Source organism: Agromyces mediolanus (assembly GCF_023715325.1).
GTDB classification, from domain to species: domain Bacteria; phylum Actinomycetota; class Actinomycetes; order Actinomycetales; family Microbacteriaceae; genus Agromyces; species Agromyces mediolanus_A.
Map to the genome: position 1 here is coordinate 254989 of NZ_JAMBNX010000005.1, position 23033 is coordinate 278021.

Annotated in this window: 21 protein-coding genes and 2 tRNA genes; 16 read left to right on the plus strand and 7 right to left on the minus strand. The window is 72.8% G+C overall.

All coding sequences use genetic code 11. The annotated features are described in order from the left end of the window. Positions 1-15: 15 nt before the first annotated feature. The gene (locus tag M3147_RS11150) at positions 16-1857 is read right to left on the minus strand and encodes an MOSC domain-containing protein (RefSeq protein ID WP_251203544.1); all 1842 of its coding nucleotides are present in this window, start codon (positions 1855-1857) and stop codon (positions 16-18) included. Positions 1858-2158: 301 nt separating this feature from the next. Between M3147_RS11150 and M3147_RS11155 the strand changes: the two genes are divergently transcribed. The 11 genes from M3147_RS11155 (at position 2159) to M3147_RS11205 (ending at position 13016) form a co-directional block, all read left to right on the plus strand. Continuing rightward, positions 2159-3787, plus strand: a complete 1629-nt coding sequence (locus M3147_RS11155; protein ID WP_251203545.1) for an ABC transporter substrate-binding protein — start codon at positions 2159-2161, stop codon at positions 3785-3787. A gap of 7 nt (positions 3788-3794) precedes the next feature. Beyond that, the gene (locus tag M3147_RS11160) at positions 3795-4766 is read left to right on the plus strand and encodes an ABC transporter permease (protein ID WP_251203546.1); all 972 of its coding nucleotides are present in this window, start codon (positions 3795-3797) and stop codon (positions 4764-4766) included. Further along, positions 4763-5647: an ABC transporter permease gene (locus tag M3147_RS11165; protein WP_251203547.1), complete on the plus strand. Its 885-nt coding sequence runs from the start codon at positions 4763-4765 to the stop codon at positions 5645-5647. The genes M3147_RS11160 and M3147_RS11165 overlap by 4 nt, the downstream gene beginning before the upstream one ends. Then, entirely contained in the window at positions 5644-6504 is an 861-nt protein-coding gene (locus M3147_RS11170) for an ABC transporter ATP-binding protein (RefSeq protein ID WP_251203548.1), read from the plus strand. Before M3147_RS11165 ends, M3147_RS11170 begins: the two co-directional genes overlap by 4 nt. After that, on the plus strand, positions 6501-7265 hold the full coding sequence (locus tag M3147_RS11175) for an ATP-binding cassette domain-containing protein (protein WP_251203549.1): 765 nt from the start codon (positions 6501-6503) through the stop codon (positions 7263-7265). The genes M3147_RS11170 and M3147_RS11175 overlap by 4 nt, the downstream gene beginning before the upstream one ends. After that, positions 7262-8302, plus strand: a complete 1041-nt coding sequence (locus M3147_RS11180; protein ID WP_251203550.1) for a P1 family peptidase — start codon at positions 7262-7264, stop codon at positions 8300-8302. Before M3147_RS11175 ends, M3147_RS11180 begins: the two co-directional genes overlap by 4 nt. Next, positions 8299-9438, plus strand: coding sequence for a P1 family peptidase (locus tag M3147_RS11185; protein WP_251203551.1), 1140 nt, complete (start codon positions 8299-8301; stop codon positions 9436-9438). The genes M3147_RS11180 and M3147_RS11185 overlap by 4 nt, the downstream gene beginning before the upstream one ends. 94 nt (positions 9439-9532) lie before the next feature. Beyond that, positions 9533-10606 (plus strand): C45 family autoproteolytic acyltransferase/hydolase, encoded by a 1074-nt coding sequence (locus M3147_RS11190; RefSeq protein ID WP_251203552.1) that lies wholly within the window; start codon positions 9533-9535, stop codon positions 10604-10606. Positions 10607-10649: 43 nt separating this feature from the next. Then, positions 10650-11663, plus strand: a complete 1014-nt coding sequence (locus M3147_RS11195; protein WP_251203553.1) for a LacI family DNA-binding transcriptional regulator — start codon at positions 10650-10652, stop codon at positions 11661-11663. Between the two features lie 9 nt (positions 11664-11672). Further along, positions 11673-12152: a hypothetical protein gene (locus M3147_RS11200; protein ID WP_251203554.1), complete on the plus strand. Its 480-nt coding sequence runs from the start codon at positions 11673-11675 to the stop codon at positions 12150-12152. Between the two features lie 39 nt (positions 12153-12191). Continuing rightward, a complete protein-coding gene (locus M3147_RS11205) occupies positions 12192-13016 on the plus strand; it encodes an inositol monophosphatase family protein (protein WP_251203555.1) in 825 nt (274 codons plus the stop codon). Here the strand turns inward: M3147_RS11205 and M3147_RS11210 are convergent. Further along, a complete protein-coding gene (locus tag M3147_RS11210; protein ID WP_251203556.1) occupies positions 12994-13377 on the minus strand; it encodes a hypothetical protein in 384 nt (127 codons plus the stop codon). The genes M3147_RS11205 and M3147_RS11210 overlap by 23 nt on opposite strands. A 456-nt stretch (positions 13378-13833) precedes the next feature. On the opposite strand from M3147_RS11210, the gene M3147_RS19545 reads away from it, so the two are divergent. Next, a complete protein-coding gene (locus M3147_RS19545; protein ID WP_308201065.1) occupies positions 13834-14928 on the plus strand; it encodes a M23 family metallopeptidase in 1095 nt (364 codons plus the stop codon). 45 nt (positions 14929-14973) lie between these two features. Here M3147_RS19545 and M3147_RS11220 read toward each other — a convergent pair whose 3' ends face one another. Then, on the minus strand, positions 14974-16734 hold the full coding sequence (locus tag M3147_RS11220) for a glycoside hydrolase family 13 protein (RefSeq protein WP_251203557.1): 1761 nt from the start codon (positions 16732-16734) through the stop codon (positions 14974-14976). A gap of 111 nt (positions 16735-16845) precedes the next feature. Between M3147_RS11220 and M3147_RS11225 the strand changes: the two genes are divergently transcribed. Together M3147_RS11225 and M3147_RS11230 are read left to right on the plus strand one after the other, a co-directional pair. Further along, positions 16846-16917, plus strand: a tRNA-Thr gene (locus M3147_RS11225). Positions 16918-16947: 30 nt separating this feature from the next. Then, positions 16948-17024: transfer RNA gene (locus M3147_RS11230), tRNA-Met, on the plus strand. A 66-nt stretch (positions 17025-17090) separates the two neighbouring features. Here the strand turns inward: M3147_RS11230 and M3147_RS11235 are convergent. The 4 genes from M3147_RS11235 to M3147_RS11250 all read right to left on the minus strand — a co-directional run bounded on the left by M3147_RS11235 (position 17091) and on the right by M3147_RS11250 (position 20815). After that, positions 17091-17363 (minus strand): glutaredoxin family protein, encoded by a 273-nt coding sequence (locus M3147_RS11235; protein ID WP_251203558.1) that lies wholly within the window; start codon positions 17361-17363, stop codon positions 17091-17093. Beyond that, a complete protein-coding gene (locus tag M3147_RS11240) occupies positions 17360-18130 on the minus strand; it encodes an SDR family NAD(P)-dependent oxidoreductase (RefSeq protein WP_251203559.1) in 771 nt (256 codons plus the stop codon). The genes M3147_RS11235 and M3147_RS11240 overlap by 4 nt, the downstream gene beginning before the upstream one ends. Positions 18131-18222: 92 nt before the next feature. Continuing rightward, positions 18223-19872 (minus strand): flavin-containing monooxygenase, encoded by a 1650-nt coding sequence (locus tag M3147_RS11245; protein WP_251203560.1) that lies wholly within the window; start codon positions 19870-19872, stop codon positions 18223-18225. Between the two features lie 19 nt (positions 19873-19891). Continuing rightward, a complete protein-coding gene (locus tag M3147_RS11250; RefSeq protein WP_251203561.1) occupies positions 19892-20815 on the minus strand; it encodes an alpha/beta hydrolase fold domain-containing protein in 924 nt (307 codons plus the stop codon). A gap of 261 nt (positions 20816-21076) precedes the next feature. Between M3147_RS11250 and M3147_RS11255 the strand changes: the two genes are divergently transcribed. Continuing rightward, entirely contained in the window at positions 21077-22219 is a 1143-nt protein-coding gene (locus M3147_RS11255; RefSeq protein ID WP_251203562.1) for a substrate-binding domain-containing protein, read from the plus strand. Between the two features lie 63 nt (positions 22220-22282). Further along, a complete protein-coding gene (locus tag M3147_RS11260) occupies positions 22283-23002 on the plus strand; it encodes an SDR family NAD(P)-dependent oxidoreductase (protein WP_251203563.1) in 720 nt (239 codons plus the stop codon). Positions 23003-23033: the final 31 nt, after the last annotated feature.

Below are 23033 nucleotides of genomic sequence, written 5' to 3' on the forward strand. Positions count from 1 at the left end.
CGAGCGGCGGACGGCTCAGTCCCCGGGGTCGAACACCAGATCGCTCGTCGGGGCGGAGCAGCACACGAGCACACTGCCCGCGGGCGGCGGGGTGAGCGGTTCGCTCAGGTACTCGACCGTGCCGCTCGTGAGCTTCCGCACGCAGGTGCCGCAGACGCCGACGCGGCAGCCGCTCGTCCAGTCGATGCCGATGCCCTCGACGGCGTCGAGCACCGAGCCGGATTCGGGACGCCAGTCGAGCTCGTCCTCGCCGACGGCGATGCGGTGCGGGCCGCTCGTCGAGGGCTCGCGCGGCTCGGCGAGCTCGGCGGAGCTCGGCGAGAAGAAGACCTCGGCGTGCACCCGCTCGGGGTCGACGCCGAGGGCGGCGAGCTGCGCGCGGACGTCGGCGGTGAAGGTGCCGGGGCCGCAGGCGTAGACGTCGAGGCGGTCGAGGTCGAGCTGCGCGAGGATCGCGCCGAAGGTCGACGCGTCCGGTCGCGCGCTCGCGGCGCGGAGGCGTTCGGCCCCCTCCGGGTCGCGGGTGAGGTGCAGGGATGCCTCGGCGTCGGGCAGGGCGGCGACGGCGTCCCGCACCTCGTCCCAGAGGGCGACGGAGGCGGCGTCGCGGTCGCTGTGCACGACGCGCACGCGGCCGGTGCCGGGCGCGGCCAGCCGGGCCCGCAGCATCGCGGCCGTCGGGGTGATGCCGGCGCCGGCGCTGACCAGCAGGAGGTCGCGGGAGGCGTCCTCCTCGAGCACGACGTCGCCGAATGGGCCGGTGACGACGAGCTCGCCGCCGGCCTCGAGCTGGTCGTGCAGCGCCGTCGAGATGCGGCCGTCGCGCTTGACGCTGATCCGGAACCGGCCGGACCGGCCCGCCTCGCTCGCGCCGCTGTCGGTCGCGGAGATCGTGTAGCAGCGCCAGTTCGGCGCCGCGGCGCCGGGCGCGTGGATGCGCACGTGCTGGCCGGGCCGGGCGCGCGGGAGGAGACCGAGCGGGTCGTCGAACCAGAAGCTCGTGACCGCCGCGGACTCCCGGCGACGCTCGACGACGCGCCCGGTGCGCGGCCAGCTGTGCTCCGCCTCGGGGAGCGGCCGGCGCTCGTCGAGGGGCTCGATCCGGTCGCCGGGCGAGATCCGGCCGGGTTCGACGACCCGGGCGTAGACGCCGCAGAACATGTGGCCGAAGCGGCTCGCGAGGAGGGCGGGCACGTTCAGGTCGGAGACCGCGTCGAGCGGGTTGATGGTGGTGGCCCGGCAGCGGTCGGTCGGCTGGAACACCTCGAGCACCGCCCCGCCGAGCCGCACCCGGCGGCCGAGGAGCGCGAGCTCGCCCCAGGCGGGGAGGCCGCCGAGGTACAGGTTGCCGCGGAAGCGCCGCGGGTCGACGGGTTCGCCGGCCGCCTCGGCGAGCGCCTCGAGCGTGGCCAGGTTGATGATCGAGAGGTGGGCGGCGGGCCAGTCCCAGAGCCCGGCCGCCGCGGTGCGGACGAGTGTCGGCGGCCCGAGCGGGCCGCCCGGCAGCGTCTCCCGGAGCAGGGCGTTCGCCGCGGTGGCGTCGAGCGACGGCCCGGCGAGGCCCACCCGGGCACTGCCACCCGCGGCGGTGAGCGTCAGGACCGGCTCGTCGCCCTCGGCGCCGTCGAGCGCGGTGCGGATGCGGGCGATCGACTCGTGCTTCGCGAGGTGGAAGTAGGTCTCCCGCGGCTGCCACGCGGCCCGATCGGCCGGCGCGACGGTGCCGTTCTCGACGGCGTGCCCACGGTCCCAGCGGAGGCCGCGGCCGGGGCGCAGCTCGGCACCGCCGGTCTCGGGCACGCCGGGCAGGCCCTTCACGGGGTAGCGCACGATGCGCTCCAGGTGAGCGGATGCCATGGCGCCTCCTTCAGCGCGATCGCGTCGTCGGGGCGATCCGATGCCGGATCGATCCGGCATTGGCAGCGAGACTAGCGGGCGGTGCGCACGCCGTCAATGTTGCCGGAACGATCCGGAGGCTGAGATCACGGGGATGTCTCGATTGCGGGAAACCTTCCCGCGAAGTCTTGACGGGCCGTCCGATCGCGGCTAGCTTTCCAACACGCCGGAACGATCCGGCATCCGTGGCCACACCAGGAACCCCTTGCTCCACCCCTCCGATCACGGGCCCCCGCCCACGAACCCAAGGGAGTCGACAACGATGCGACACGCGTTCCCCCTCATCGGCGGCCTCGCCGCCGCCACCCTGCTCCTCACCGGCTGTACCGGCGAGCCCGCCGCCGGCGGCGACGACGCCGCGGCCGAGGTCGCCCCCGGCTTCCTCGCGGTCGCCGACGACTCGATCGCCTCGAGCGGCACCTTCCGCGCCTACCTCGATTACGACACCGTCGAGCCCAACGGCCTCGACCCCCGCACGGCCGACACCGCCCGCTCCTGGACGATCATGGGCCTCGCCTACGAGACGCTCGTGAACATCGACGAGAACTTCGAGTTCACCCCCGGCCTCGCCGAATCCTGGGACGAGGTGAGCCCCACCGAGTACGTCTTCCACCTCCGCGACGACGCCGTCTTCTCGAACGGCCGGCCGATGACCGCCGAGGACGTGAAGGGCAGCATCGAGCTCCTGCTCGAGACCGGTTCGGCTTGGTCGCTGCAGCTCGGCCCCATCGAGTCCGTCGAGGTCACCGGCGACCTCGAGGTCACGGTGAAGCTCTCGGCCCCCTACACCGCCCTCCTCGGCGCCCTCGCGAACACGCCCGCGGCGATCCTCCCCGTGCAGGAGGTGCGCGACGGCACCGTCGACCTGAAGACCGAGATGGTCGGCACCGGCCCGTTCGTGCCCACCGCGCACGTGCAGGACGAATCCTGGACCTTCGAGCAGAACCCGCACTACCACGGCCTCGACGAGCTCGGCATCGACGCCGTCGAGCTCGAGATCGTGCCCGACGAGGCCAACCGCCTCGCCGCCATCCGCGACGGCAGCGCCCAGTACGTGTTCTTCAACAACGCCGACGCTCTCGACCTCCTCGCCGGGACCCCCGAGGCCAAGGTCGTGAACCAGCAGAACACCGACTTCTACTACGTCATCCTGAACTCGACGAACCCGGACTCGCCGCTCGCGGACGAGCGGGTGCGCTTCGCGGTGAACGCCGCGATCGACCGCGCGCAGCTGTCCGACCTCACGCTCGCCGGCCACGGCCTCGCCACCGGCGTCTCGCCCGTGTCGCTGCCCGGCGCCTGCGACCCCGAGGAGCTGCCGAGCCAGCAGCTGAGCGACGAGGAGATCACGAAGCTCCTCGCCGACGCCGGCGCCGAGAACATCACCCTCTCCCTGCAGACCTGGAACTCCGAGAGCGCCCCCGGCAAGATCGCCCAGGTCATCCAGCAGCAGCTCGAGCCCTTCGGCGTCACCGTCGACATCGAGATCGTCGACGACGCCAGCTACGGCGCCACCTTCTACGGCTCGGAGGAGACCGCCGGGGCCGACATCGGCGTCAGCTGGTACGCCGGCTACGGCGACGCCGCGATGGTCTCGCGCTGGTGGAACACCGAGCAGGCCGGCTTCACCGCGCGCTTCATGCAGGGCACGCCCGAGCTCAACCAGCTCGTGGTCGACGCCAGCGAGGAGCCCGCCGGCGAGGGACGCGACGCGACGCTCACGAAGCTCTGCGCCGCCGTCGACGAGGGCGCCGAGCAGGTGCCGCTCATGACCCGCCCCGGCGTCATCGCCTACCGCGACGACCTGATCAGCCCGACGATCAACTCCAACGAGGGCTACGGCGACATCTTCCGCTACGTCACGGACTTCCGTCTGAAGAGCGAGGGCTAACGGCACCATGCGCCTGCTCCACTGGCTCCCGGGGAGGCTCCTCAGCGCGGTCGTCGTGCTGCTCGGGGCATCCATCCTGATCTTCGCCGCGGTCAGGAGCCTCCCCGGCGACTTCGCCCAGATCGTGCTCGGCCCGCTCTCGAACGAGGAGCAGCGCGAGCAGCTGCGGCAGAGCTTCGGCTTCGACCGCTCGCTGCCCGAGCAGTACCTGCTCTGGCTCGGCAACGCGGCGCGCGGCGACTTCGGGCTCTCGCTCGCGAGCCAGCAGCCGGTGCTCGACGAGCTCGCCTCCCGGCTGCCGGTCACCGCGCTGCTCGCCGGGATGGCGATGCTCGTCACGATCGCGATCGGCATCCCGCTCGGCGTCTACGCGGGCACGCACGCCTCGACGGGCCGCGGCAGCGTCGCGGCCAGGATCGTCTCGACGATCGGCATCAGCTTTCCGGAGTTCGTGCTCGGCTGCCTCGTCGTGTTCCTCTTCTCCCGCTTCGACCTCGGGCTCTCGGTCGGGGCGTTCACCTCGCCGACGGCGGACTTCGGCCGCGGCGTCGTCTCCCTGCTGCTGCCGGCGCTCGTGCTCTCGGTGTTCTGCGTCGCAGCCACCGCGCGCACGACCCGCGACGCCGTGATCGGGGTGCTCGTCGAGCCGCACATCGCCGCCTCGGTGGCGCGCGGCGAGCCGAAGGGCTTCATCATCCGCCACCACGTGCTGCGGAACGCGCTGATCCCCGTGCTCACCCTCACCGCGACGATCACGGCCTACCTCCTCGGCGGGGCCGTCATCGTCGAGCGGGTGTTCAACGTGCCGGGCATCGGCTCCTACCTGGTGCTCGCGCTCGACCGACGCGACTACACCGTGATCCAGGCGGGCGTGCTCCTCGCGACCGCCGTGTTCGTGATCGCGAGCCTGTTGATCGACGTGCTCACCGGCCTCGTCGACCCGCGGGTGAGCGTCGCGAAGAAGGGACGGGGCGCATGACCGCCGTCATCCGGGTCGAGGGCCGGCGGCGCAGCGTGCTCCGCCGCGCCTGGGACTACCTCGCCTCCTTCGACGGGCTCGCGAAGACCGCGATGTGGACGCTCGCCGTGCTGTTCACGGCGGCGCTGCTCGGCCGGCTCTTCGGCCTCGGCGGCAGCCCGACCGCGATCGTCGGGCCGCGCCTCGCGCCGCCATCCCTGGCCTACCCGGCGGGCACCGACAGCCTCGGCCGCTCGCTGCTGCCCCGGCTGCTCGAGGGCGTCATGACGACGCTGCTGCTCTCCGCGGTGGCGGTGCTGCTGACCGCCGTCATCGCGACGCTCTGCGGCATCATCGCCGGGTACCGCGGCGGCCGCACGGGCGGGCTGATCATGCGGGTCGGCGACATCCTCTACGCCTTCCCCGCCATCGTGCTCGCGATCCTCGTCGCCGCCGTCGTCGGGCCCGGCTACGTCGCGGCGCTCTGCAGCATCGTGCTCGTCACGGTGCCGCTGATGACGCGGATGGTCGGGCAGGCGACGAGGCTCGTCGCGCAGCGCGACTTCATCACCTCGGCCGTCATCAGCGGGGTGTCGACGCCCGTCATCATGACCCGGCACGTGCTGCGGAACATCTCGGGCACGATCGCCGTGCAGGGCACCTACGCGCTGTCGGTCGCGATCCTCGTCGAGGGCGGCCTGAGCTTCCTCGGCTACGGCGTGCAGCTGCCGGGCTCGAGCCTCGGCCTCCTCGTGCAGGAGGGCACGCTCTACATGGTGAAGGCACCGTGGCTGATCCTGCTGCCGGGAGTCATCCTCGTGCTCGCCATCCTCGCCATCAACCTCATCGGCGACAGCCTGCGCGACCGATTCGAACCGAGAGAGGCGAGGTCCCTCGAATGAGCGCCATCCTCGACATCCAGGACGTCACGGTCGAGTACTCGACCGGCGGCACGATCGTGCGCGCCCTCGACGGGGCGAGCCTCGCGGTCCGCGCGGGCGAGACCGTCGGCCTCGTCGGCGAGTCCGGCTCCGGCAAGTCGACCCTCGGCTCGCTGGTCGGGCGGCTGCTGCCCGGCAACGCCCGCTACCCGGAGGGCCGGGTACTCGTCGACGGGCACGACGTGCTGCAGCTCGGCGTGAAGGAGCTGCGCGGCCTCCGCCGCGAGCAGCTCGGCTTCATCCCGCAGGACCCGATCTCGGCGCTCGACCCGACCATGCGGATCGGCCGCCAGCTCGAGCTCGCGCTGCGCGGCTTGCCGAACGACCGCGCCGCGCTCCTCGGGCACCTCGAGCGGGTGCGGATGCGCGAGCCCGAGCGGGTGCTGCGGCTCTTCCCGCACGAGATCTCCGGCGGGATGGCCCAGCGCATCGTGATCGCGATGACGATGGCGCGCTCGCCGCGCATCCTGATCGCCGACGAGCCGACCGCGGCGCTCGACTCCAACGTGCGCAGCGAGGTGACGAAGCTCGTCTTCGGCCTCGCCCGCGACGCCGGCACCACGGTGCTGTGGCTCAGCCACGACCTGCGCAGCGTCGGCCGCTGGTGCGAGCGGGTCGCCGTGATGTACGCCGGCCGCGTCGTCGAGGACGGCCCCGCCGAGCAGGTGCTCGGTTCGCCGACGCATCCGTACACCGTCGCGCTCGCCGCGGCGGATCCGGCCGGCGTGCAGCCGGGCGAGCGGATCGAGACGAGCTCGGTCGACGTCGCCGCACTCGCGGCGAGCTTCCGCGACGAGGAGGAGGTGGTGGCCCGATGAGCGAGACGATCCTCGAACTCGACCGCGTCACGACGGTGTTCCGCACCGGCTGGGGGCGCGGCCGCAGCGAGCTCGTCGCCATGCGCGAGGTCAGCCTCGACGTGCGGGCCGGCGAGACGCTCGGCCTCGTCGGCGAGTCCGGCTCCGGCAAGAGCACCACGGCGAGCGTCGCCCTCGGCTTGCGCGAGCCGACGAGCGGCGCGGTGCGCTTCCTCGGCGAGCCCATCGGCGGGCCGAAGCAGCGCCGGGCCCGCCGCGGCCTCATCCAGACCGTGCCGCAGAACCCGCACTGGTCGCTCGACCCGCGGATGCCCGTCGGCCTCTCGGTCGCGGAGCCGCTCGCCGCGCTCGACGGCTCCCGCCTCACCGCGCACGCCGAGCGGGTCACCGAGCTGCTCCGCCAGGTGCGACTCGACCCCGCCCTCGCGGCGCGCTATCCGCACGAGCTCTCGGGCGGGCAGCGGCAGCGCATCGCGATCGCCCGGGCGCTCGTGACGAACCCGCGCTTCATCGTCTTCGACGAGGCGGTGAGCGCGCTCGACGTCTCGGTGCAGGCGCAGATCCTGAACCTCATCATCGACCTGCAGGCGCGGCACGGCTTCGGCGCCCTCTTCATCTCGCACGACCTCGCGGCCGTGCGCTACCTCGCCCACCGGATCGCGGTGATGCGGCTCGGCGAGATCGTCGAGCTCGCCGACACCGCCCGCTTCTACGAGACCCCCGAACACGAATACTCCCGCCAACTCCTGGAGGCACTGTGACCGACCCCTCAGCCACCACGATCCCGCCGCGGCTCGCCGGACTGCCCAGCTGGGGCGCGCGCCCCACGAACCGCGACGTCGAGCTCGTGCCGAGCACCGACTGGTCGGGCGACGTCGTCACCTACGACTTCCCCGGCGTCGAGGTCGGCGTCGCCACGTACGAGAACGGCCCGACCGGCTGCACCGTGCTGCACGTGCCGGCCGGCGCCCGGCTCGCGATCGACGCGCGCGGCGGCGCGATCGGCATGAGCAACGGCTTCGAGTACTTCGCCCACGCGATCTGCCTCACCGGCGGCTCGGTGTACGGCCTCTCCGCCGGCTCGGGCGTCGCCGACGAGCTCCGCGCCCGCGGCGGCAACCGGGGCGGCGTCGACGACCTGCAGCTCGTCTCGACCGCGGTCATCTACGACTACTCGGCGCGCGAGACGGCGATCCACCCGGATGCCGCGCTGGGACGTGCGGCGATCCGCGCCGCCCGGCACGGCCGCGTCCCCGTGGGCCGCGTCGGCGCCGGGGCCACCGCCTCCGCGGGCAAGATCGACTACGCCCGCACCGAGCTGACCGGCCAGGGCGCCGCCTTCGCCCGCGCGGGCGAGGTGCGCGTGCTCGTCGTCACCGTGCCGAACCCGGTCGGCGTCATCGTCGACCGGGACGGCGAGGTCGTGCGCGGCAACTACGACGCCGAGCGCGGCGAGCGGCGCCGCCTCGAGGGCGACTACGTCGCGGCGATCGAGCGCGCGCAGCAGCCGCGCGCCGAGCGCGGCAACACGACGATCACCGCGGTGATCACGAACGTGCGGCTGAGCGACCGCGAGCTCATCCACTTCGGCCGGCAGGTGCACTCCTCGATGAACCGGGCCATCCAGCCGTTCCACACCGCGCTCGACGGCGACACCCTGTTCGCGCTCGCGACCGACGAGGTCGACCTCAACCCGAGCATCCCCGCCGAGGACGACGACGCTCCGGTCAACTCGATCGCGATCGGCGCGCTCGCCTCGGAGCTCGCCTGGGACGCCGTGCTCGAGGCGGCCCGATGAGCGCCGCAGCGCCCGCGACCACCGGCCGGACCACCGCCGAAGCTCCCGCCCCCGCCACCACCACGGAAGGATCCGACGTGCCGTTCATCGACCCCGCCGCGAGCGACGCCGGTCGCGCAGCGCCGCACCGGCTCACCCCGCCGCCCTACTGGGGCGACCGCGTCGGCAACGACGACGTCGAGCTCGTGCCGAGCCACGGCGTCGGCCGCGGCCTCGTCGCCTTCGACTTCCCCGGGGTCGCCGTCGGCACCGCCGAGTACGCGAACGGGCCGACCGGTGCGACCGTCATCACGATCGCGAAGGGAGCCAGGACCTCGGTCGACGCCCGCGGCGGCGCGATCGGCATCATCGGCCGCTACGAGGAGTTCAACCACGCCATCTGCTTCGCCGGCGGCTCCTCCTACGGCCTCGCCGCCGCGACGGGCGTCGACGAGGAGCTGCTCGTGCGCGAGGAGGGCCGGGTCGGCTGGCAGGACCTGCGCTCCGCCTCCGGCGCGGTCATCTACGACCTCGGCGCCCGCGACACCGGCATCGTGCCCGACGCGGCACTCGGTCGGGCCGCGCTCGAGGCGGCCCGCTCCGACGTGATCCCGGTCGGTCGGGTCGGCGCGGGCATCGCCGCCTCCGCGGGCAAGATCGACCTCTCCCGCTGCGAGTTCACCGGGCAGGGCGCCGCCTTCCGGCAGATCGGCGACCTCCGCATCCTCGTCGTCACGATCGTGAACCCGGTCGGCGTCATCGTCGACCGCGACGGCCGGATCGTCCGCGGCAACTACGACCCGGAGACGGGCGAACGGCGCCTGCCCGTCGTCGACTACGAGGCGGCCCTGCTCGCGGGCGAGCAGCCCGTCACCGCCGCCGGCAACACGACGATCACGGCGGTCGTCACCAACGTCAAGCTCGACGACAAGGAGCTGCGGCTGTTCGGCCGCCAGGTGCACAGCTCGATGCACCGCGCCATCCAGCCGTTCCACACCAACCACGACGGCGACACGCTCTTCGCGCTCACCACCGACGAGATCGCGCTGCCGCCCGCCGGCAGCACCCGCCTCGGCGAGCAGGCGGTCAACTCGATCGCGCTCGCCGCCGTGGCCTCCGAACTCGCCTGGGACGCCGTGCTCGAGGCGGGCCGATGACCCGAGCGACGAGCAGCACCACCAGCACGACCAGCACCGCCAGCACGACCAGCACCACCCCGTTCGCGGCCCGCCGCGAGGAAGGAACCCCCAGATGACCGTCCGCCGCTTCGAGACCGACGAGCTCGACCCCTACCAGCGCGGGCTCGCCCTCGGACGCTTCGGCGCCGAGGAGATCGCCTGGAACGCCCGCGGCTACGCCGAACTCTTCGAGGTCGTCGGCGTCGCCGCAGCCGACCTCCCCGGCCTCGGCCGGGCGGCGATCGAGCGCACCGAGGCGTGGGCGCCGGAGCTCGCCGCCGAGCTCCGCGGCCTCGCGGACGGCGCGGGCCTCGAGCACTGGCAGCTCGGCGTGCTGAACGCGCGCACCGAGATCCTCGCGACGGTCGGCGCGATCGGCGAAGGGGAGTGCTCCACGGTCGTCACGCTGCCGGCGGATGCCGCGCCGCGCACCGTGCAGACCTGGGACTGGCACGACGTCTCGAACGACCACACCCTCGTCGTGCGCGCCCGCGTGCGCCCCGACCACGAGGTGCGGTACTTCACGGAGTTCGGCATCCTCGGCAAGATCGGCCTGAACAGCGCCGGCATCGGCGTGCACTTCAACATCCTGAACCACGAGGGCGACGGCGACGGCATCGGGGTGCCCGTGCACGTCGTCGCCCGGGCCGTGCTCGACCGCGCGCGCACCCTGGAGGAGGCCGTGTCGATCGCGTCCTCCGCCGTGGTCAGCGCCTCGACGGTGCTCACGGTCGTCTCGTACACCGACGGGGTCGCCGACGCCGTCTGCGTCGAGCTGAGCTCCGGTGGCACGGCCGTCGTGCGCCCGAACGACGACGGGCTGCTCGTGCACACGAACCACTTCCTCGACGAGACCCTGTCGGGCGGCGAGCTGTCGCCGACGACCGCGAGCAGCTACCCCCGGCTCGAGCACCTGCTCGCCCGCGAGGAGCTGTTCCGTTCGGACGACCCGGTCGACCGGGCGATCGGCATGCTCGTGCACGACGCCGACGGGGCGCCCGTGTGCTGCCACCCCGACCCCGAGCTCGCCTTCGAGCACCGCTGGCAGACGCTGCTCACGATCTCGCTCGACCTCGAGGGCGGCCGCCTGCAGTTCCACGAGGGCGGGCCGTGCCGCGTCGAGCGCGCGAGCTGGCAGGTGTTCTGAGCGGAGAGGGTCTGACACAATGGCGGGGACTCGGGGAGGGCACGTGACGCCGGCGACGATCGTGGACGTGGCGCGAGCCGCGGGAGTATCGAAGACCACCGCGTCCGACGCCCTGCGCGGGCACGGACGCGTCTCCGACGCGACCCGCGAGGCCGTGCTGCGCGCGGCATCCGAGCTCGGCTACGCCATCAACCGTTCCGCGCGCTCGCTGCGCACCTCGATGACCGGGGCGATCGGCCTGTACATCCCCCAGGTGCTCTTCCGCAGCGAGCACTACCTCTCCTTCGTCTACGGCGTCGTCGACGTCGCCGCGGGCTTCGACTACGACGTCACGGTGATCGTCTCGGGCGAGGAGGCGCGGCCGAACTACGCGCCGCACGTCGACGGGCTCGTCATGATCGACCCGGCCGAGGGCGACGCCATGGTCGAACGGCTCCTCGCGAGCGGCCTGCCGATCGTGTCCTCCGAGCGCTTCCCGAGCGGGCAGCAACCGACGGGCGTGGTCTGGTCGGACCACGGCGGCTACACCCGGGTGCTGCTCGACCATCTCGCCGCGCACGGGGCGCACCGGCCGGCGCTCCTCGCCTCGGCGACCGTCTCCGACTGGTCGATCGGCATCCAGGAGGCCTACCTCGCCTGGTGCCTCGACCACGGCGTCGAACCGGCCGTCGCGGTCGCGACGTTCGGCACGGATGCCGCGCAGGCGCAGGCCGAAGCGGCCGCGCTGCTCGAGCGCGAGCCGGACCTCGACGCCCTGATCGGGGCGAGCGACGGCTTCGCCGCCGCGGTCGCGCCCGTCGTCACCGCGGCGGGCCGGGTCATCGGCGAGGACCTGCTGCTCGCCTCCTGCGTCGACAACAGCACCCTGCGGGCGATGCACCCCTCCGTCACGGCGATCGACACGAAGGGCGGCGAGGCCGGCGCCGAGTGCGCCCGGCTGCTGTTCCGCCTGATGAGCGGCGAGACCGAACGCGGCACCTCGATCGAGCTCCCGCTCGAGCTGCACGTGCGGGAGTCGACCCAGGGGCGGACGGGCGGCCGCGGCGCGAGCGCCTAGCCTGAACGCATGGCATTCGCGTTGATCCGCTCGCAGTCGCGCGCGTTCCTCGAGCGGGCGGGCACGGCGGACGCGCGGATCGCCGACGCCGACCGAGCCGCCACCGTGCTGCGGGCCGACGTCGAACGGTGGTCCCGCTGGTGGCTGGGGCTGCTCGCGTTCACCGCCGTGTCGTGGTGGCTCCGGCTCCCGTACACGGAGGGCGGACGCCCGCGGCGGGCAGCGGGCTGGTTGCGGGCGCGACTCGTGAATCTCGAGCCCCGAGTGCTCGTCCGGCTCGTCTCAGGAACCCTGGCGCTGCTGCTCGCCGTCGGCGCGCTCGCGCTCGTCGGCCGCGACCTCGTCGTCGGCACCTCGCCGATGACGGCGGCCGCGCTCGCGGTCGGGCTCATCGCGCTCGCCTCGGCGCTCGGGCAGCTCGGCGGGGTGCTCCGCCTCGTCTCCGCGGTCGCCGAGGCGGACCCGCTCTGGGCGCGGATCCGCCCCTGAGCCGGCCCGCGCGGCGCGCAGCCGCGTAGCGTGGGAGGCATGACCTCACCAGCCGTCCCGACTCCGGCCGAGCTTCTCGGCCTCGCCCGCGACATCGCCGTCCGCGCCGGCGAGCAGGCACTCGCCGCCCGACGTGAGGGGGTGAGCGTCGCCGCGACGAAATCCACCCCGCTCGACATCGTGACCGCCGTCGACCGCGACACCGAGGCGCTGATCCGTTCGCTGATCGCCGAGGTGCGGCCCGACGACGGCGTGTTCGGCGAAGAAGACGCGGCGCGCATCGGCACGAGCGGGCTCGAGTGGATCGTCGACCCCATCGACGGCACGGTGAACTTCCTCTACGGCATCCCGAACTGGGCGATCAGCATCGCCGTCGTCTCGGGCGGATCCGACCCCGCGGGGTGGACCGCGCTTGCCGGCGTCGTCGTGAACCCCGTCTCGGGCGAGCTCTTCGAGGCGAGCGCCGGCGGCGGCGCGCGGCTCGCCGGGGCCGAGCTGCGCGTGAACGATCCGGTGCCGCTGTCGCACGCGCTCATCGGCACCGGGTTCGGGTACTCGGCGGAGGCGCGCCGCGCGCAGGGCGCCGTCGCGGCCGCCCTGCTTCCCGGCATCCGCGACCTGCGCCGACTCGGCTCGGCCGCCCTCGACCTGTGCGCGCTCGCGGCCGGCCGCCTCGACGGCTTCTACGAAACCGGATTGAACCCCTGGGACCACGCCGCGGGGGCGCTCATCGCGCGCGAGGCGGGTGCGCTCGTGACCGGCCCCGGCGGCGGGGCCGAGTCGAGCGAGCTCCTCGTCGCGGCCGGCCCGTCGCTCGCGCCGGAGCTGCGCGACGCGCTCGTCAGCGCCGGCGTGCCCGCCTAGGCGGACGCCTCGCGGAGGTGCGGCCGGCGGGTTCCGGTTCCGCGCCGGTCGGTCCGCTCTGCGGGTGCTCGGCAGCGCGCTGGCGACGCTCTTCACGGAGCTGTTCGCGCACGCGGACCACGCCGCCGACCGCCGTGATGCAGAAGAACAGAGCGGAGAACGCGGCGACCACCGTCAGGGTCACCGCTTCACCGAGCTGCCGTGGCGCCGGGCCGCCGTCGCTCCAGATCGACACCGCGGCGATGGTGAAGACCGTCGCGAGCGCACCGAGGGGCACGAGCGTCACGACCATCCAGATGATCCGGCGCCGGGCCGTTCTCGGTGCGGTGCGGTTCCCCGCGTGGAAGAGCGCTCCGGACACGGCTCAGTCCCCGTTCGGCCGGCGACGGGCCGGCGGGGTGAGGGCGTGACCGACGGATGGCGCGTGCATACCCGTGAGCCTAGGCGTGCTCGGCGCCGCTCGCGCGCCACCGGTTCCCTGGAGACGGCGCGTCGCCCGGAACGGCGGGGATACCGGCCGGACCGCCCGCCCGGTGGGTGGCGCGATCGGCGTGCCCGGGGTAGCCTTTACCAATCTGTTACCCGAGCAGCGCTCGGAATGACGGCCCCTACGTCCGCCCCCAACGCCGAAAGCCCCTACGTGCTCGAGTCCCCCCTCGTGCCCGACGGTTCCACGCCAGGCACTCAGACCCCGTTGCGGTCTGAACGACCCCTGACCCGTCGAGAGCTTCGCGAACGGGAGCGCGCCGCCGAACAGGCTGCGACGCCCGAAGCGGCTTCGAACCCCGCGCCGGCTTCGAACCCCGTGCAGGTCCCCGTGGCGACCGTCGTCGACGAGGAGCCCAGCGGCCTCGAACTGTTCGACGCGATCATCTCCGGCGAGCCGGTGCCGGCGGAGGCCGTCGCGGCCGCTGCCGAGGCTGCGCCGGCCCAGGTCGAGGTGCACCCGGCCGCTCGGATCGCCGAGCCGCTGCCCGCACCGGCCGAGACTGAGCTCGCCGCCGCGGTGCCCGCGATCCCGGCGCCGAGCCCCGAGGTGCAGCTCAGCCGACGTGCCCGCCTCGGCGACGCCGAGCCGCAGCCGCGCTCGGGTCGCCTCGCCAAGGCCGCCGCACCGGCCGCCGAGACCCCTCCGGCGACCATCCCCGCGCCGCGTTCGGCGAACGCCGCGTTCGCGGGCCCGACGCCCGCACGTGCGCGTCGCAGCGGAGCCAAGCTCACGAGCCTCGTCGCGATGGGCTTCGCGGCCATGCTGGCCGTCGCCACCTCCGTGCCCTCGCTCTCGCTGCTGAGCTCCGACGACGTGCAGGCCATGGCGCTCACGGGCACCGACTCCGGCCGCCAGGCCGGCCAGACGTTCGACACCAGCGGCGACGCCATCGCGGCCACCCCGCAGCTCGGCCTCGAGTCGTACAAGTCGCAGTCGATCGCCGAGTACGCGGCCGCCGCCGGCATCCGCCCCGAGGCGACCTTCACGAACAACCCGAACGGCACCGTCCAGTGGCCCTTCGCCGTCGGCGTGCACATCGGCGACCGCTTCGGCTACCGCGACTGCGCCGGCTGCTCGAGCGATCACCACGGCCAGGACTTCAACCCCGGCCTCGGCGCCGACATCCAGGCCATCGCCGACGGCGTCGTCTCGCAGTCGACCGACAACGGCGGCTCACTCGGCACGGTCATCATGATCGACCACGTCATCGACGGGCAGACCGTCACGAGCGTCTACGCGCACATGATCGAGGGCTCGCGCACCGTCGAGATCGGCGACACCGTGCACGTCGGCCAGACCATCGGCGAGACCGGCAACACCGGCATGTCGACCGGGCCCCACCTGCACTTCGAGATCCGCATCGGCGGCATCAACGGCACCTGGGTCGACCCGCTCGAGTGGCTGTACGCCAACACCAACTGAGCCGGCGCCTCGGGCCCCGGCCCCGGCCCCGGCGTCGCCGTGGGCTCAGCGGGCGAGCCAGACCGTGGTGTCGGCGGGCAGGATGCCGCGCGCCACGTCGCCAGAGGCGAGCAGCGGCTGGGCGGCGGCGGCCGTAGCGTGCTCGGCGGGCAGGACCTCGGAGAGCGCGACCGTGGTGCCGCCGGTGTTCGCGACGACCAGCACGTCGCCGTTCGTGAACGCGACGAGGTCGGCGGCGTCGCGGGTGTCGACCCACTCCAGCGCGCCGCTCGCGAGACCGTGCTCGCGGCGCAGGTGCAACGCGGCCCGGTACATCGACCAGGTCGAGCCGGCGACGTCGCGTTGGCGGTCGCGGGCGTAGTCGGCCCATTCGGCGGGCTGGGGCAGCCACGAGGCATCCGTCGGGCCGAAACCGTAGGAGGGTGCTGCGGCCTCCCAAGGGATCGGCACCCGGCAGCCGTCGCGACCGTAGCGCTCGCCGTTCGTGCGGAACCACGTCGGGTCCTGCCGGGCGTCGTCGGGGAGGTCGATCGCCTCGGGGAGGCCGAGCTCTTCGCCTTGGTAGAGGTAGGCGGAGCCGGGGAGGGCCAGCATGAGCGCGGTCGCCGCTCGGGCGCGGCGCAGGCCGGTGGCGGGGTCGCCGATGCCCGGGGTGCGGGGGCCGACGCCGTGGCCCTGCAGATTGCCGACGGTGAGCGCGAGCCGGGTGGGGTGGCGCACGACGTCGTGGTTCGACAGCACCCAGGTGGAGGGGGCGCCGACGGCGCCGAAGGCGGCCAGCGACTCGTCGACGACGCGGCGGAGGGCGGGGGCCTGCCAGGGGGTCTCCAGGTAGGCGAAATTGAAGGACTGGTGCATCTCGTCGGGGCGCACCCAGAGCGCGACGCGCGCGAGCGGATCGACCCAGGCCTCGGCGGCGAGGATGCGGTCGCCCGGGTAGCCGTCGAGCAGGGCGCGCCAGTCGCGGTAGATCTCGTGCACGCCGTCTTGCGCCCAGAACGGCGCGGCGTCGCCGGGCTCGGAGGAGATCTCCGGCTCGAGCGGGACGCCCGGCTCGGCGGTCGGGACGGGGCGCTCGGCACCGGGCTGGTCGTCGGCGAGGCCACCGGCCCCGCCCATGCTGCCGCCGTCGGCAGGCGGGGTCCAATCGGGCAGGCCCTCGGCCTTCACGAGGCCGTGCGCGACGTCGACGCGGAAGCCGTCGACGCCGCGGTCGAGCCAGAACCGCAGGATGTCGCGGAACTCCTCGCGCACCTCTTCGTTGGTCCAGTCGAAGTCGGGCTGCGAGGAGTCGAAGAGGTGCAGATACCACTGGCCGGGTCGGCCGTCGGCCTCGGTCACCCGGGTCCAGGCCGGGCCGCCGAACACGGAGTCCCAGGTGTTGGGCGGCAGCTCGCCGGCCTCACCACGGCCGTCGCGGAACAGGTAGCGGGCGCGCTCCGGGCTGCCGGGCGCGGCGGCCAGGGCGGCCTGGAACCACTCGTGCTCGTTCGAGGAGTGGTTCGGCACGAGGTCGACGATGACGCGGATGCCTCGCGCGTGCGCCTCGGCGAGCATCGCGTCGAAGTCGGCGAGGGTGCCGAACAGCGGATCGACGTCGCGGTAGTCGGCGACGTCGTAGCCGGCGTCGTGCTGGGGCGAGGTGTAGAACGGCGAGAGCCAGATGGCGTCGACGCCGAGCTCGTCGAGCGCCCCGAGCCGGGCGGTGATGCCCGCGAGATCGCCCATGCCGTCACCGTTCGCATCGGCGAAACTGCGGGGGTAGATCTGGTAGATCACGGCCGTCCGCCACCACTCGCTCGTCATAGCGCTCACTGTACGCGACGGGTCCGACGGGGCCGTTCGGGGGAGCCGACCTCGATTCGGTGGTGCGCCGCCGAGGTGCTATCCTCGAACGGTTGCCGAACGCGGCGACGCGCCCCGATAGCTCAGTGGTAGAGCACTTCCATGGTAAGGAAGGGGTCGTCAGTTCAATCCTGACTCGGGGCTCTGGTTCCCGGCTTCGGCCGGAGGCCTTGCGGCGGGGTAGCTCAGGTGGTTAGAGCACACGGCTCATAATCGTGGTGTCGCGGGTTCGAGTCCCGCCCTCGCTACCAGAAAGCCCGGAACTCATCGAGTTCCGGGCTTTTCTCGTCGGCGGGTGCTGGCGGGGCGTCGCGGTCTCAGTGCTCCCGACCGAGGCGGGCGAGCACGAGCTCGTCGGGGGGTTCGACCTCGATCGCACCGTCCGCGAAGCGCACCACCGGCACCCGGGGGCCGCCGCCGAGGCGGGCGGCCTCGGCGGCGAGTGCAGCGTCGGCCTCCACGTCGAGGAACTCCGCCGGCACGCCGAGCTCCGTCAGCAGTGCCAGGGTGCGCCGCGTGTCCGCGCAGCCCGCCTTGCCGTACACGAGCACGGTGCCCGACCGCGCGGCCGGCGTCGTCGGCGTGCTCATCGGGCCGTGTACCCGCCGTCGACCGGCAGTACGACGCCGGTGATCCAGTCGGCCTCGTCGGAGGCCAGGAACAGCACCGCGTACGCGACGTCGATCGGCCGGCCGAGGCGACGCAGCGACTGGTGACCCGTCATCTGCTCCTCGTACGCGGGCAGGCCGCCCGGGAAGTCGCGGGCGATGCCCTCCACGAGCGGCGTGAGCACCGTCGAGGGGTTGACGGCGTTCACGCGGATCCCGTGCCGGCCGTAGCTGGCGGCGTCCTGCTTCGTCTGCATGTTCACCGCGCCCTTGGCGACGTGGTACGGGGTGAACTCGTCGTTGCCGAGCAGCCCGTAGATCGAGGAGAAGTTCACGATCGCGCCGCCGCCCCCGGCGAGGAAGTGCGGCACGCTCGCCTTCGTGGCGAAGAAGACGCCCTTGACGTCGACCGCGAAGACCGCATCCCACTCCGCCTCCGCGACCTCGTGGGTCGGTTTGTCCACGCCGATGATGCCCGCGCAGTTCACCAGCACGTCGAGGCCGCCGAAGGCCTCGGCCGCCGCGTCGACGGCGTCGCCGACCGAGCGCTCCGCCGAGACATCCGCCCGGAAGAACCGCGCATCGCCGCCGGCGTCCCTGATGCCCGCCGCGACCGCCTCGCCCGGCTCCGCCTGCGCGTCGAGCACGGCGACGCGCGCGCCCTCCTGCGCGAACAGCTCCGCCGTCGCCCGCCCCATGCCGGATGCTCCGCCGGTGATGACGACGCGCTTGCCGCTGACTCTTCCCATTTCCGCTTCCCTCCTCGGTGAACGAACTGTTCGATCGATGCCTTCCGGGGCGGGGCGCCGGCCGATGCGGCCGAGCGCCCCGCCCCGGAGGATCAGGCCGCGTCGGCCGACGTGGGCTCCGCCGCCCGGTGCAGCAGCGCGGCGTAACCCGACTCCTCCAGCTCCCGGCAGTAGCGCTGGTAGACCTGACCGCCGCCCATGTAGACCTGGAACTCCTCCGGCTTGCCCGGGACGTTCTCGCCGAGGAACCAGGCCTTCGCCTTCTTGCCCTCCGAGTACATGACGGTGCCGCGGCCGGCCCGTTCGGTCTCCTCGCGCCACCAGTCCTCGGACTCCGGCGTCGCCTCGAAGTACTCCACATCGTTCGCCTCGGCCCAGGCCAGCGCACGCTGCAGCCACTGCGCCCCGAGCTGGATCGGCACGACGAGGTTCGAGTACGGCGTCTGCGGACCGAGCGACATGAAGAAGTTCGGGAAGCCGTTCGCGTTGATCCCGAGGTTCGACTTCAGGCCGTCCTCGGCCCACTTGTCGCGGAGCGTCCGACCGCCCCGGCCGACGATGTCGATCTTCGTGAGCGTGCCGGTCATCGCGTCGAAGCCCGTCGCGAAGACGAGCACGTCGAGCTCGTACTCCGTGTCGCCGACCCGTACGCCGTTCGCCGTGATCGCCGTGATCGGGGTCGACGCGGTGTCCACGAGGTGCACGTGCTCCTGGTTGAACGCGCTGTAGTAGCCGTGGCCGGTGGGCACCCGCTTGCCGTTGAACGAGTAGCTGCGGGGCGACAGCAGCTCCGCGGTCGCCGGGTCGGTGACGATCTCGGCGATCTTGCCGCGGATGAACTCGCTCGCGAGCTCGCTCGCCTCGTGGTTGGTCGCGAGGTCGTTGAAGCACTCGTTCGCGAAGTGGAAGCCGCCCTCGTTCCACTTGCTCTCGAAGATCCGCCGGCGCTCCTCGGGCGAGACCTCGAGGGCGCTGTGCTCGGCCGGTTCCATCGCGACGCCGAAGGGGTGGTTCGCCGCCTTCTCGTAGACCGCGTCGTAGTTGGCGCGGAGCCAGGCCAGGTCGTCGTCGCCCACCGCGTCGTTGTTCGTCTCGACGACGAAGTTCGGCGTGCGCTGGAAGACGAAGAACTCCTCGGCCTGCGCGGCCACCGCGGGGACGATCTGGATGCCGGACGCGCCCACGCCGATCAGCCCGACGCGCTTGCCGGAGAGGTCGACGCCCTCGCGCGGCCACCGGGCGGTGTGGTACTTCTCGCCCTGGAAGTCGTCGATGCCGGGGATCGCCGGGTAGACGGCCTCCGCGAGCACGCCCATGCCGCTCACCAGGTACTTCGTGGTGAGGCGCTCGCCGTCGGCCGTCTCGACCGTCCACGTGTTCGTCGCCTCGTCGTAGCGGGCCGCCTCGACGCGGGTGTTCAGGCGGATGTCGCGGCGGAGATCCAGGCGGTCCGCGACGAAGTTGAGGTACGAGAGCACCTCGGCGCCGGAGGGGTAGCGCTCGGTCCAGTCCCACTCCTCGCGCACCTCCTTCGAGAAGGAGTAGGAGTAGTACGAGTACTCGCTGTCGGTGCGGACGCCGGGGTAGCGGTTCACGTGCCAGGTGCCGCCGACGCCGTCCTCGGCGTCGAGCACGAGGGTGCGCAGTCCGATCTCCCGCAGGTGGTGGAGGATGGCGAGGCCGGAGAAGCCCGCGCCGATCACGATCGCGTCGTAGTCGCGTGCCGTGCTGCGTTCAGTCATCGATGTTCCTTTCAGAGGGTCAGGCCGCGTCGCGTTCGTCGCGCGCGGTGCGGAGCCATTCGGCGATCCGCGAGATGGAGGCGTCGGCCGGCGCATGGCGGCCGGCCTGGAGCGGCCAGACGTGCTGCTCGCCGGAGACGGGCTCGAAGACCACGTCGACGCCGTCGCGGCGGGCGCGCTCGACGAGGCGCACGGCGTCGGCGTACAGCGATTCGCTGTCCGACGCGGTCACGTAGAGCGGGGGGAAGCCCGTGAAGTCCGCGTACAGCGGGTTCACCAGCGGATCGACGGGCGACGCGCCGCCGGAGAGGTAGCGGTCGATGTTGCCCTGCAAGCCCTCGCGGGCGATCAGGAAGTCGCTCGCATCGTTCGACTCGATCGTCTCGCCGGAGTTCTCCATGTCGAGCCAGGGCGAGACGACGACCACCCGGCCCGGCAGCTCACGGCCGTCGCGGAGCCGTCGCAGCGTCGTCGCGATCGCGATGCTCGCGCCGGCGCTGTCGCCGACCGGAGTGAGCGCCGACGCCTCGAACCCGGCGTCGAGGAGGGCGTCGATGACCGCATCCGCATCGTCGAGCTGGGCCGGGTACGGGTGCTCGGGGGCCAGGCGGAAGTCGGCCACGAAGGCGGCGGCGCCCGCGGCTTTCGCGAGGTGGCCCGCGAACTTGCGGTGGCTCGCGGAGGAGCCGAGCGCGAAGCCGCCGCCGTGCAGGACGAGGAGCATCCGACCGGGGTCGGCGTCCAGCGGGCTGGCGAGGATGCCGGGGACCCCGCCGTACTCGACCGAGGCGTAGGTCACGCCCTCGGGTTCGGCGGTCGCGCGCTGCCAGTCCTCGAACACCCACCTGAGCACCGGCAGGCGCATCTCCGGGGCGGCGGTGAACTCGACGGTCCACTCCGCGTACATCTGGCCCAACGGGTCGGTCGGGACGTGCTCTGCCATGGACGGATCCTCCTCATCGCGGATTCCACTCGGCCGGGTCCCAGCGGCCCGGTCGGAACCAGGATGACCCGCCGGGAACTCGGCGTCCGGCGGGTGTCGCAGAATGAGCCACCCCTGTCTCACGCTGACGCGATCGGGGTGGTCGGGCGGACCACAGACTGACCTGACCACCACCACTGCGCCGACGGCACCGCCGGGTTCCCGTGCCCGCCGCCGGCTCTCAACGAAGAGAAAGTTGGCCTGCACATGCGATCAACGACCATGCGCCGAGCGGGAGTCGCGCTCGCCGCCGTCGCCGCGCTCGTCACGATGACCGCCTGCTCGACCGGCTCGCTGTCCGCCTCCGGCGGGACGGCACCGTCCTCCGGCGGCGCCGGCTCGAGCGTCACGACCGGGACGGTCGGCGTCCAGGGCGACATCCAGGACATCTCCCAGTTCTGCGGCGAGGACGACCTCGTCGTCGCGCTCGCCGACGGCTTCGGCGGCAACTCGTGGCGCAAGATCACGCGGGCCATCTTCGAGGCGGAGGCGGCGAAGTGCCCGAACATCACGAAGGTGCTCTACACCGACGCGCAGGGCGACACCCAGAAGGCGATCAGCGACATCAACTCGCTCGTCGCGCAGGGCGCCGACGTCATCGTCACCTTCGTCGACGGCGGTGAGGCGCTGCTGCCGACGATCCAGAAGGCGACCGCCGCGGGCGTCGCCGTCGTTCCCTATGTCGGCTCGCCCGGCGGCACTCCGGGCACCGACTACGTCGACTTCGTCTCCGAGGACATCCGCACCTACGGCCGGAACCTCGCCGACTGGACCATCGAGACCATGGGCGGCAGCGGCAACCTCGTCATGCTCGGCGGCATCGCCGGCAACTCCTACTCGCAGGGCGTCTTCGAGGGCGTGCTCGAGGCGGTCGCCGAGAACCCCGACATCACGCTGCTGAACGAGGACGGACCGGTCTCGACCGACTGGGAGCCGGGCAAGATCCAGCAGGTCGTCGCCGGCCTCATCACGAAGTACGGCCAGATCGACGGCATCGTCGCCGACTACGGCGGCGGCTCGGTCGGCGGCATCCGGGCGTTCGAGGCGGCCGGCAAGCCGTTCCCCGTCTGGTCGGCCAACGACTCGAACGAGTTCGCCTGCCTCTGGTACGAGTACAAGGACGCGCAGCCGAGCTACCAGATCGCCACGGAGTCGTCCCGCAACTGGATCGTCACGGTCGCGCTGCACAAGGGCCTCGCCGCCGCGAACGGGCTGCCGAACGAGGAGCCCTCGACCTACAACCTCGAGATCATCGAGGACTCCACCGACCCCGACCGGCAGCCGCGCTGCGAGGAGGGGCTCCCAGCCGACGCGATCCTGTCGTCCGGCCTCACCGTCGAGCAGCTCGAAGCGCTCTTCAACTGACCGCCCGGCGGGGTCCCGGACACCCTCCGGCGACCCCGCCGGCCCGCACCTCTGGAGGACATCGTGAACCGACTCGACGGAAAGGTCGCCGTCGTCACCGGCGCCGGGCGCGGCATCGGCCGCGCCATCGCCAACGCCCTGCACGCGGAGGGGGCGACGACGATCGCGACCTCGCGCGCGAGCGCCGACCCCAGCTTCGGCGCCATCGAGTACGAGACGCTCGACGTCGCCGACGAGCAGGGCTGGGCGCGCGTCATCGAGCGGGTGCTCGAGCGCCACGGCCACGTCGACGTGCTCGTGAACAACGCGGGCATCATCGCCTACGACCCGCTGCACGAGCTCAGCATGGCCGACTGGCAGGCCGTGGTCGCCACCAATCAGACGGGCGTCTGGCTGGGGATGCGCGAAGTGGTGCCGCACATGATCACGCAGGGCGGCGGCTCGATCGTGAACATCTCCTCGATCTGGGGCTCCGCGGCCGTCGGTGGCGCGCACGCCTATCACGCGACGAAGGGGGCGGTGCGGAACATGTCGAAGAACGCGGCCATCACCTATGCGCCGCAGAACATCCGGGTCAACTCGCTCCACCCGGGGTTCATCGGCACGCCCCTCACGGACGCGCAGGCGCCGGAGGTGAACGCCTACGTCGTCTCGCAGACGCCGATGGGCCGCGCGGGCACCCCCGAGGAGATCGCGGCCGGCGTCGTGTTCCTCGCGAGCGACGAGGCGAGCTTCGTCACGGGTTCCGAACTCGTCATCGACGGCGGCTACCTCGCCCAGTGAGCGGCGAGCGAGGAAGGAAGGACACACGGCG

Coding starts and splice junctions, on each gene's coding strand:
- M3147_RS11165 (WP_251203547.1), top strand. CDS start 4,763: ATGACCGCCGTCATCCGGGTCGAGGGCCGGCGGCGCAGCGTGCTCCGC.
- M3147_RS11220 (WP_251203557.1), bottom strand. CDS start 16,734: ATGACGAGCGAGTGGTGGCGGACGGCCGTGATCTACCAGATCTACCCC.
- M3147_RS11155 (WP_251203545.1), top strand. CDS start 2,159: ATGCGACACGCGTTCCCCCTCATCGGCGGCCTCGCCGCCGCCACCCTG.
- M3147_RS11200 (WP_251203554.1), top strand. CDS start 11,673: ATGGCATTCGCGTTGATCCGCTCGCAGTCGCGCGCGTTCCTCGAGCGG.
- M3147_RS11245 (WP_251203560.1), bottom strand. CDS start 19,872: ATGACTGAACGCAGCACGGCACGCGACTACGACGCGATCGTGATCGGC.
- M3147_RS11185 (WP_251203551.1), top strand. CDS start 8,299: ATGAGCGCCGCAGCGCCCGCGACCACCGGCCGGACCACCGCCGAAGCT.
- M3147_RS11190 (WP_251203552.1), top strand. CDS start 9,533: ATGACCGTCCGCCGCTTCGAGACCGACGAGCTCGACCCCTACCAGCGC.
- M3147_RS11170 (WP_251203548.1), top strand. CDS start 5,644: ATGAGCGCCATCCTCGACATCCAGGACGTCACGGTCGAGTACTCGACC.
- M3147_RS11205 (WP_251203555.1), top strand. CDS start 12,192: ATGACCTCACCAGCCGTCCCGACTCCGGCCGAGCTTCTCGGCCTCGCC.
- M3147_RS11255 (WP_251203562.1), top strand. CDS start 21,077: ATGCGCCGAGCGGGAGTCGCGCTCGCCGCCGTCGCCGCGCTCGTCACG.
- M3147_RS11235 (WP_251203558.1), bottom strand. CDS start 17,363: ATGAGCACGCCGACGACGCCGGCCGCGCGGTCGGGCACCGTGCTCGTG.
- M3147_RS11175 (WP_251203549.1), top strand. CDS start 6,501: ATGAGCGAGACGATCCTCGAACTCGACCGCGTCACGACGGTGTTCCGC.
- M3147_RS11250 (WP_251203561.1), bottom strand. CDS start 20,815: ATGGCAGAGCACGTCCCGACCGACCCGTTGGGCCAGATGTACGCGGAG.
- M3147_RS11240 (WP_251203559.1), bottom strand. CDS start 18,130: ATGGGAAGAGTCAGCGGCAAGCGCGTCGTCATCACCGGCGGAGCATCC.
- M3147_RS11150 (WP_251203544.1), bottom strand. CDS start 1,857: ATGGCATCCGCTCACCTGGAGCGCATCGTGCGCTACCCCGTGAAGGGC.
- M3147_RS11160 (WP_251203546.1), top strand. CDS start 3,795: ATGCGCCTGCTCCACTGGCTCCCGGGGAGGCTCCTCAGCGCGGTCGTC.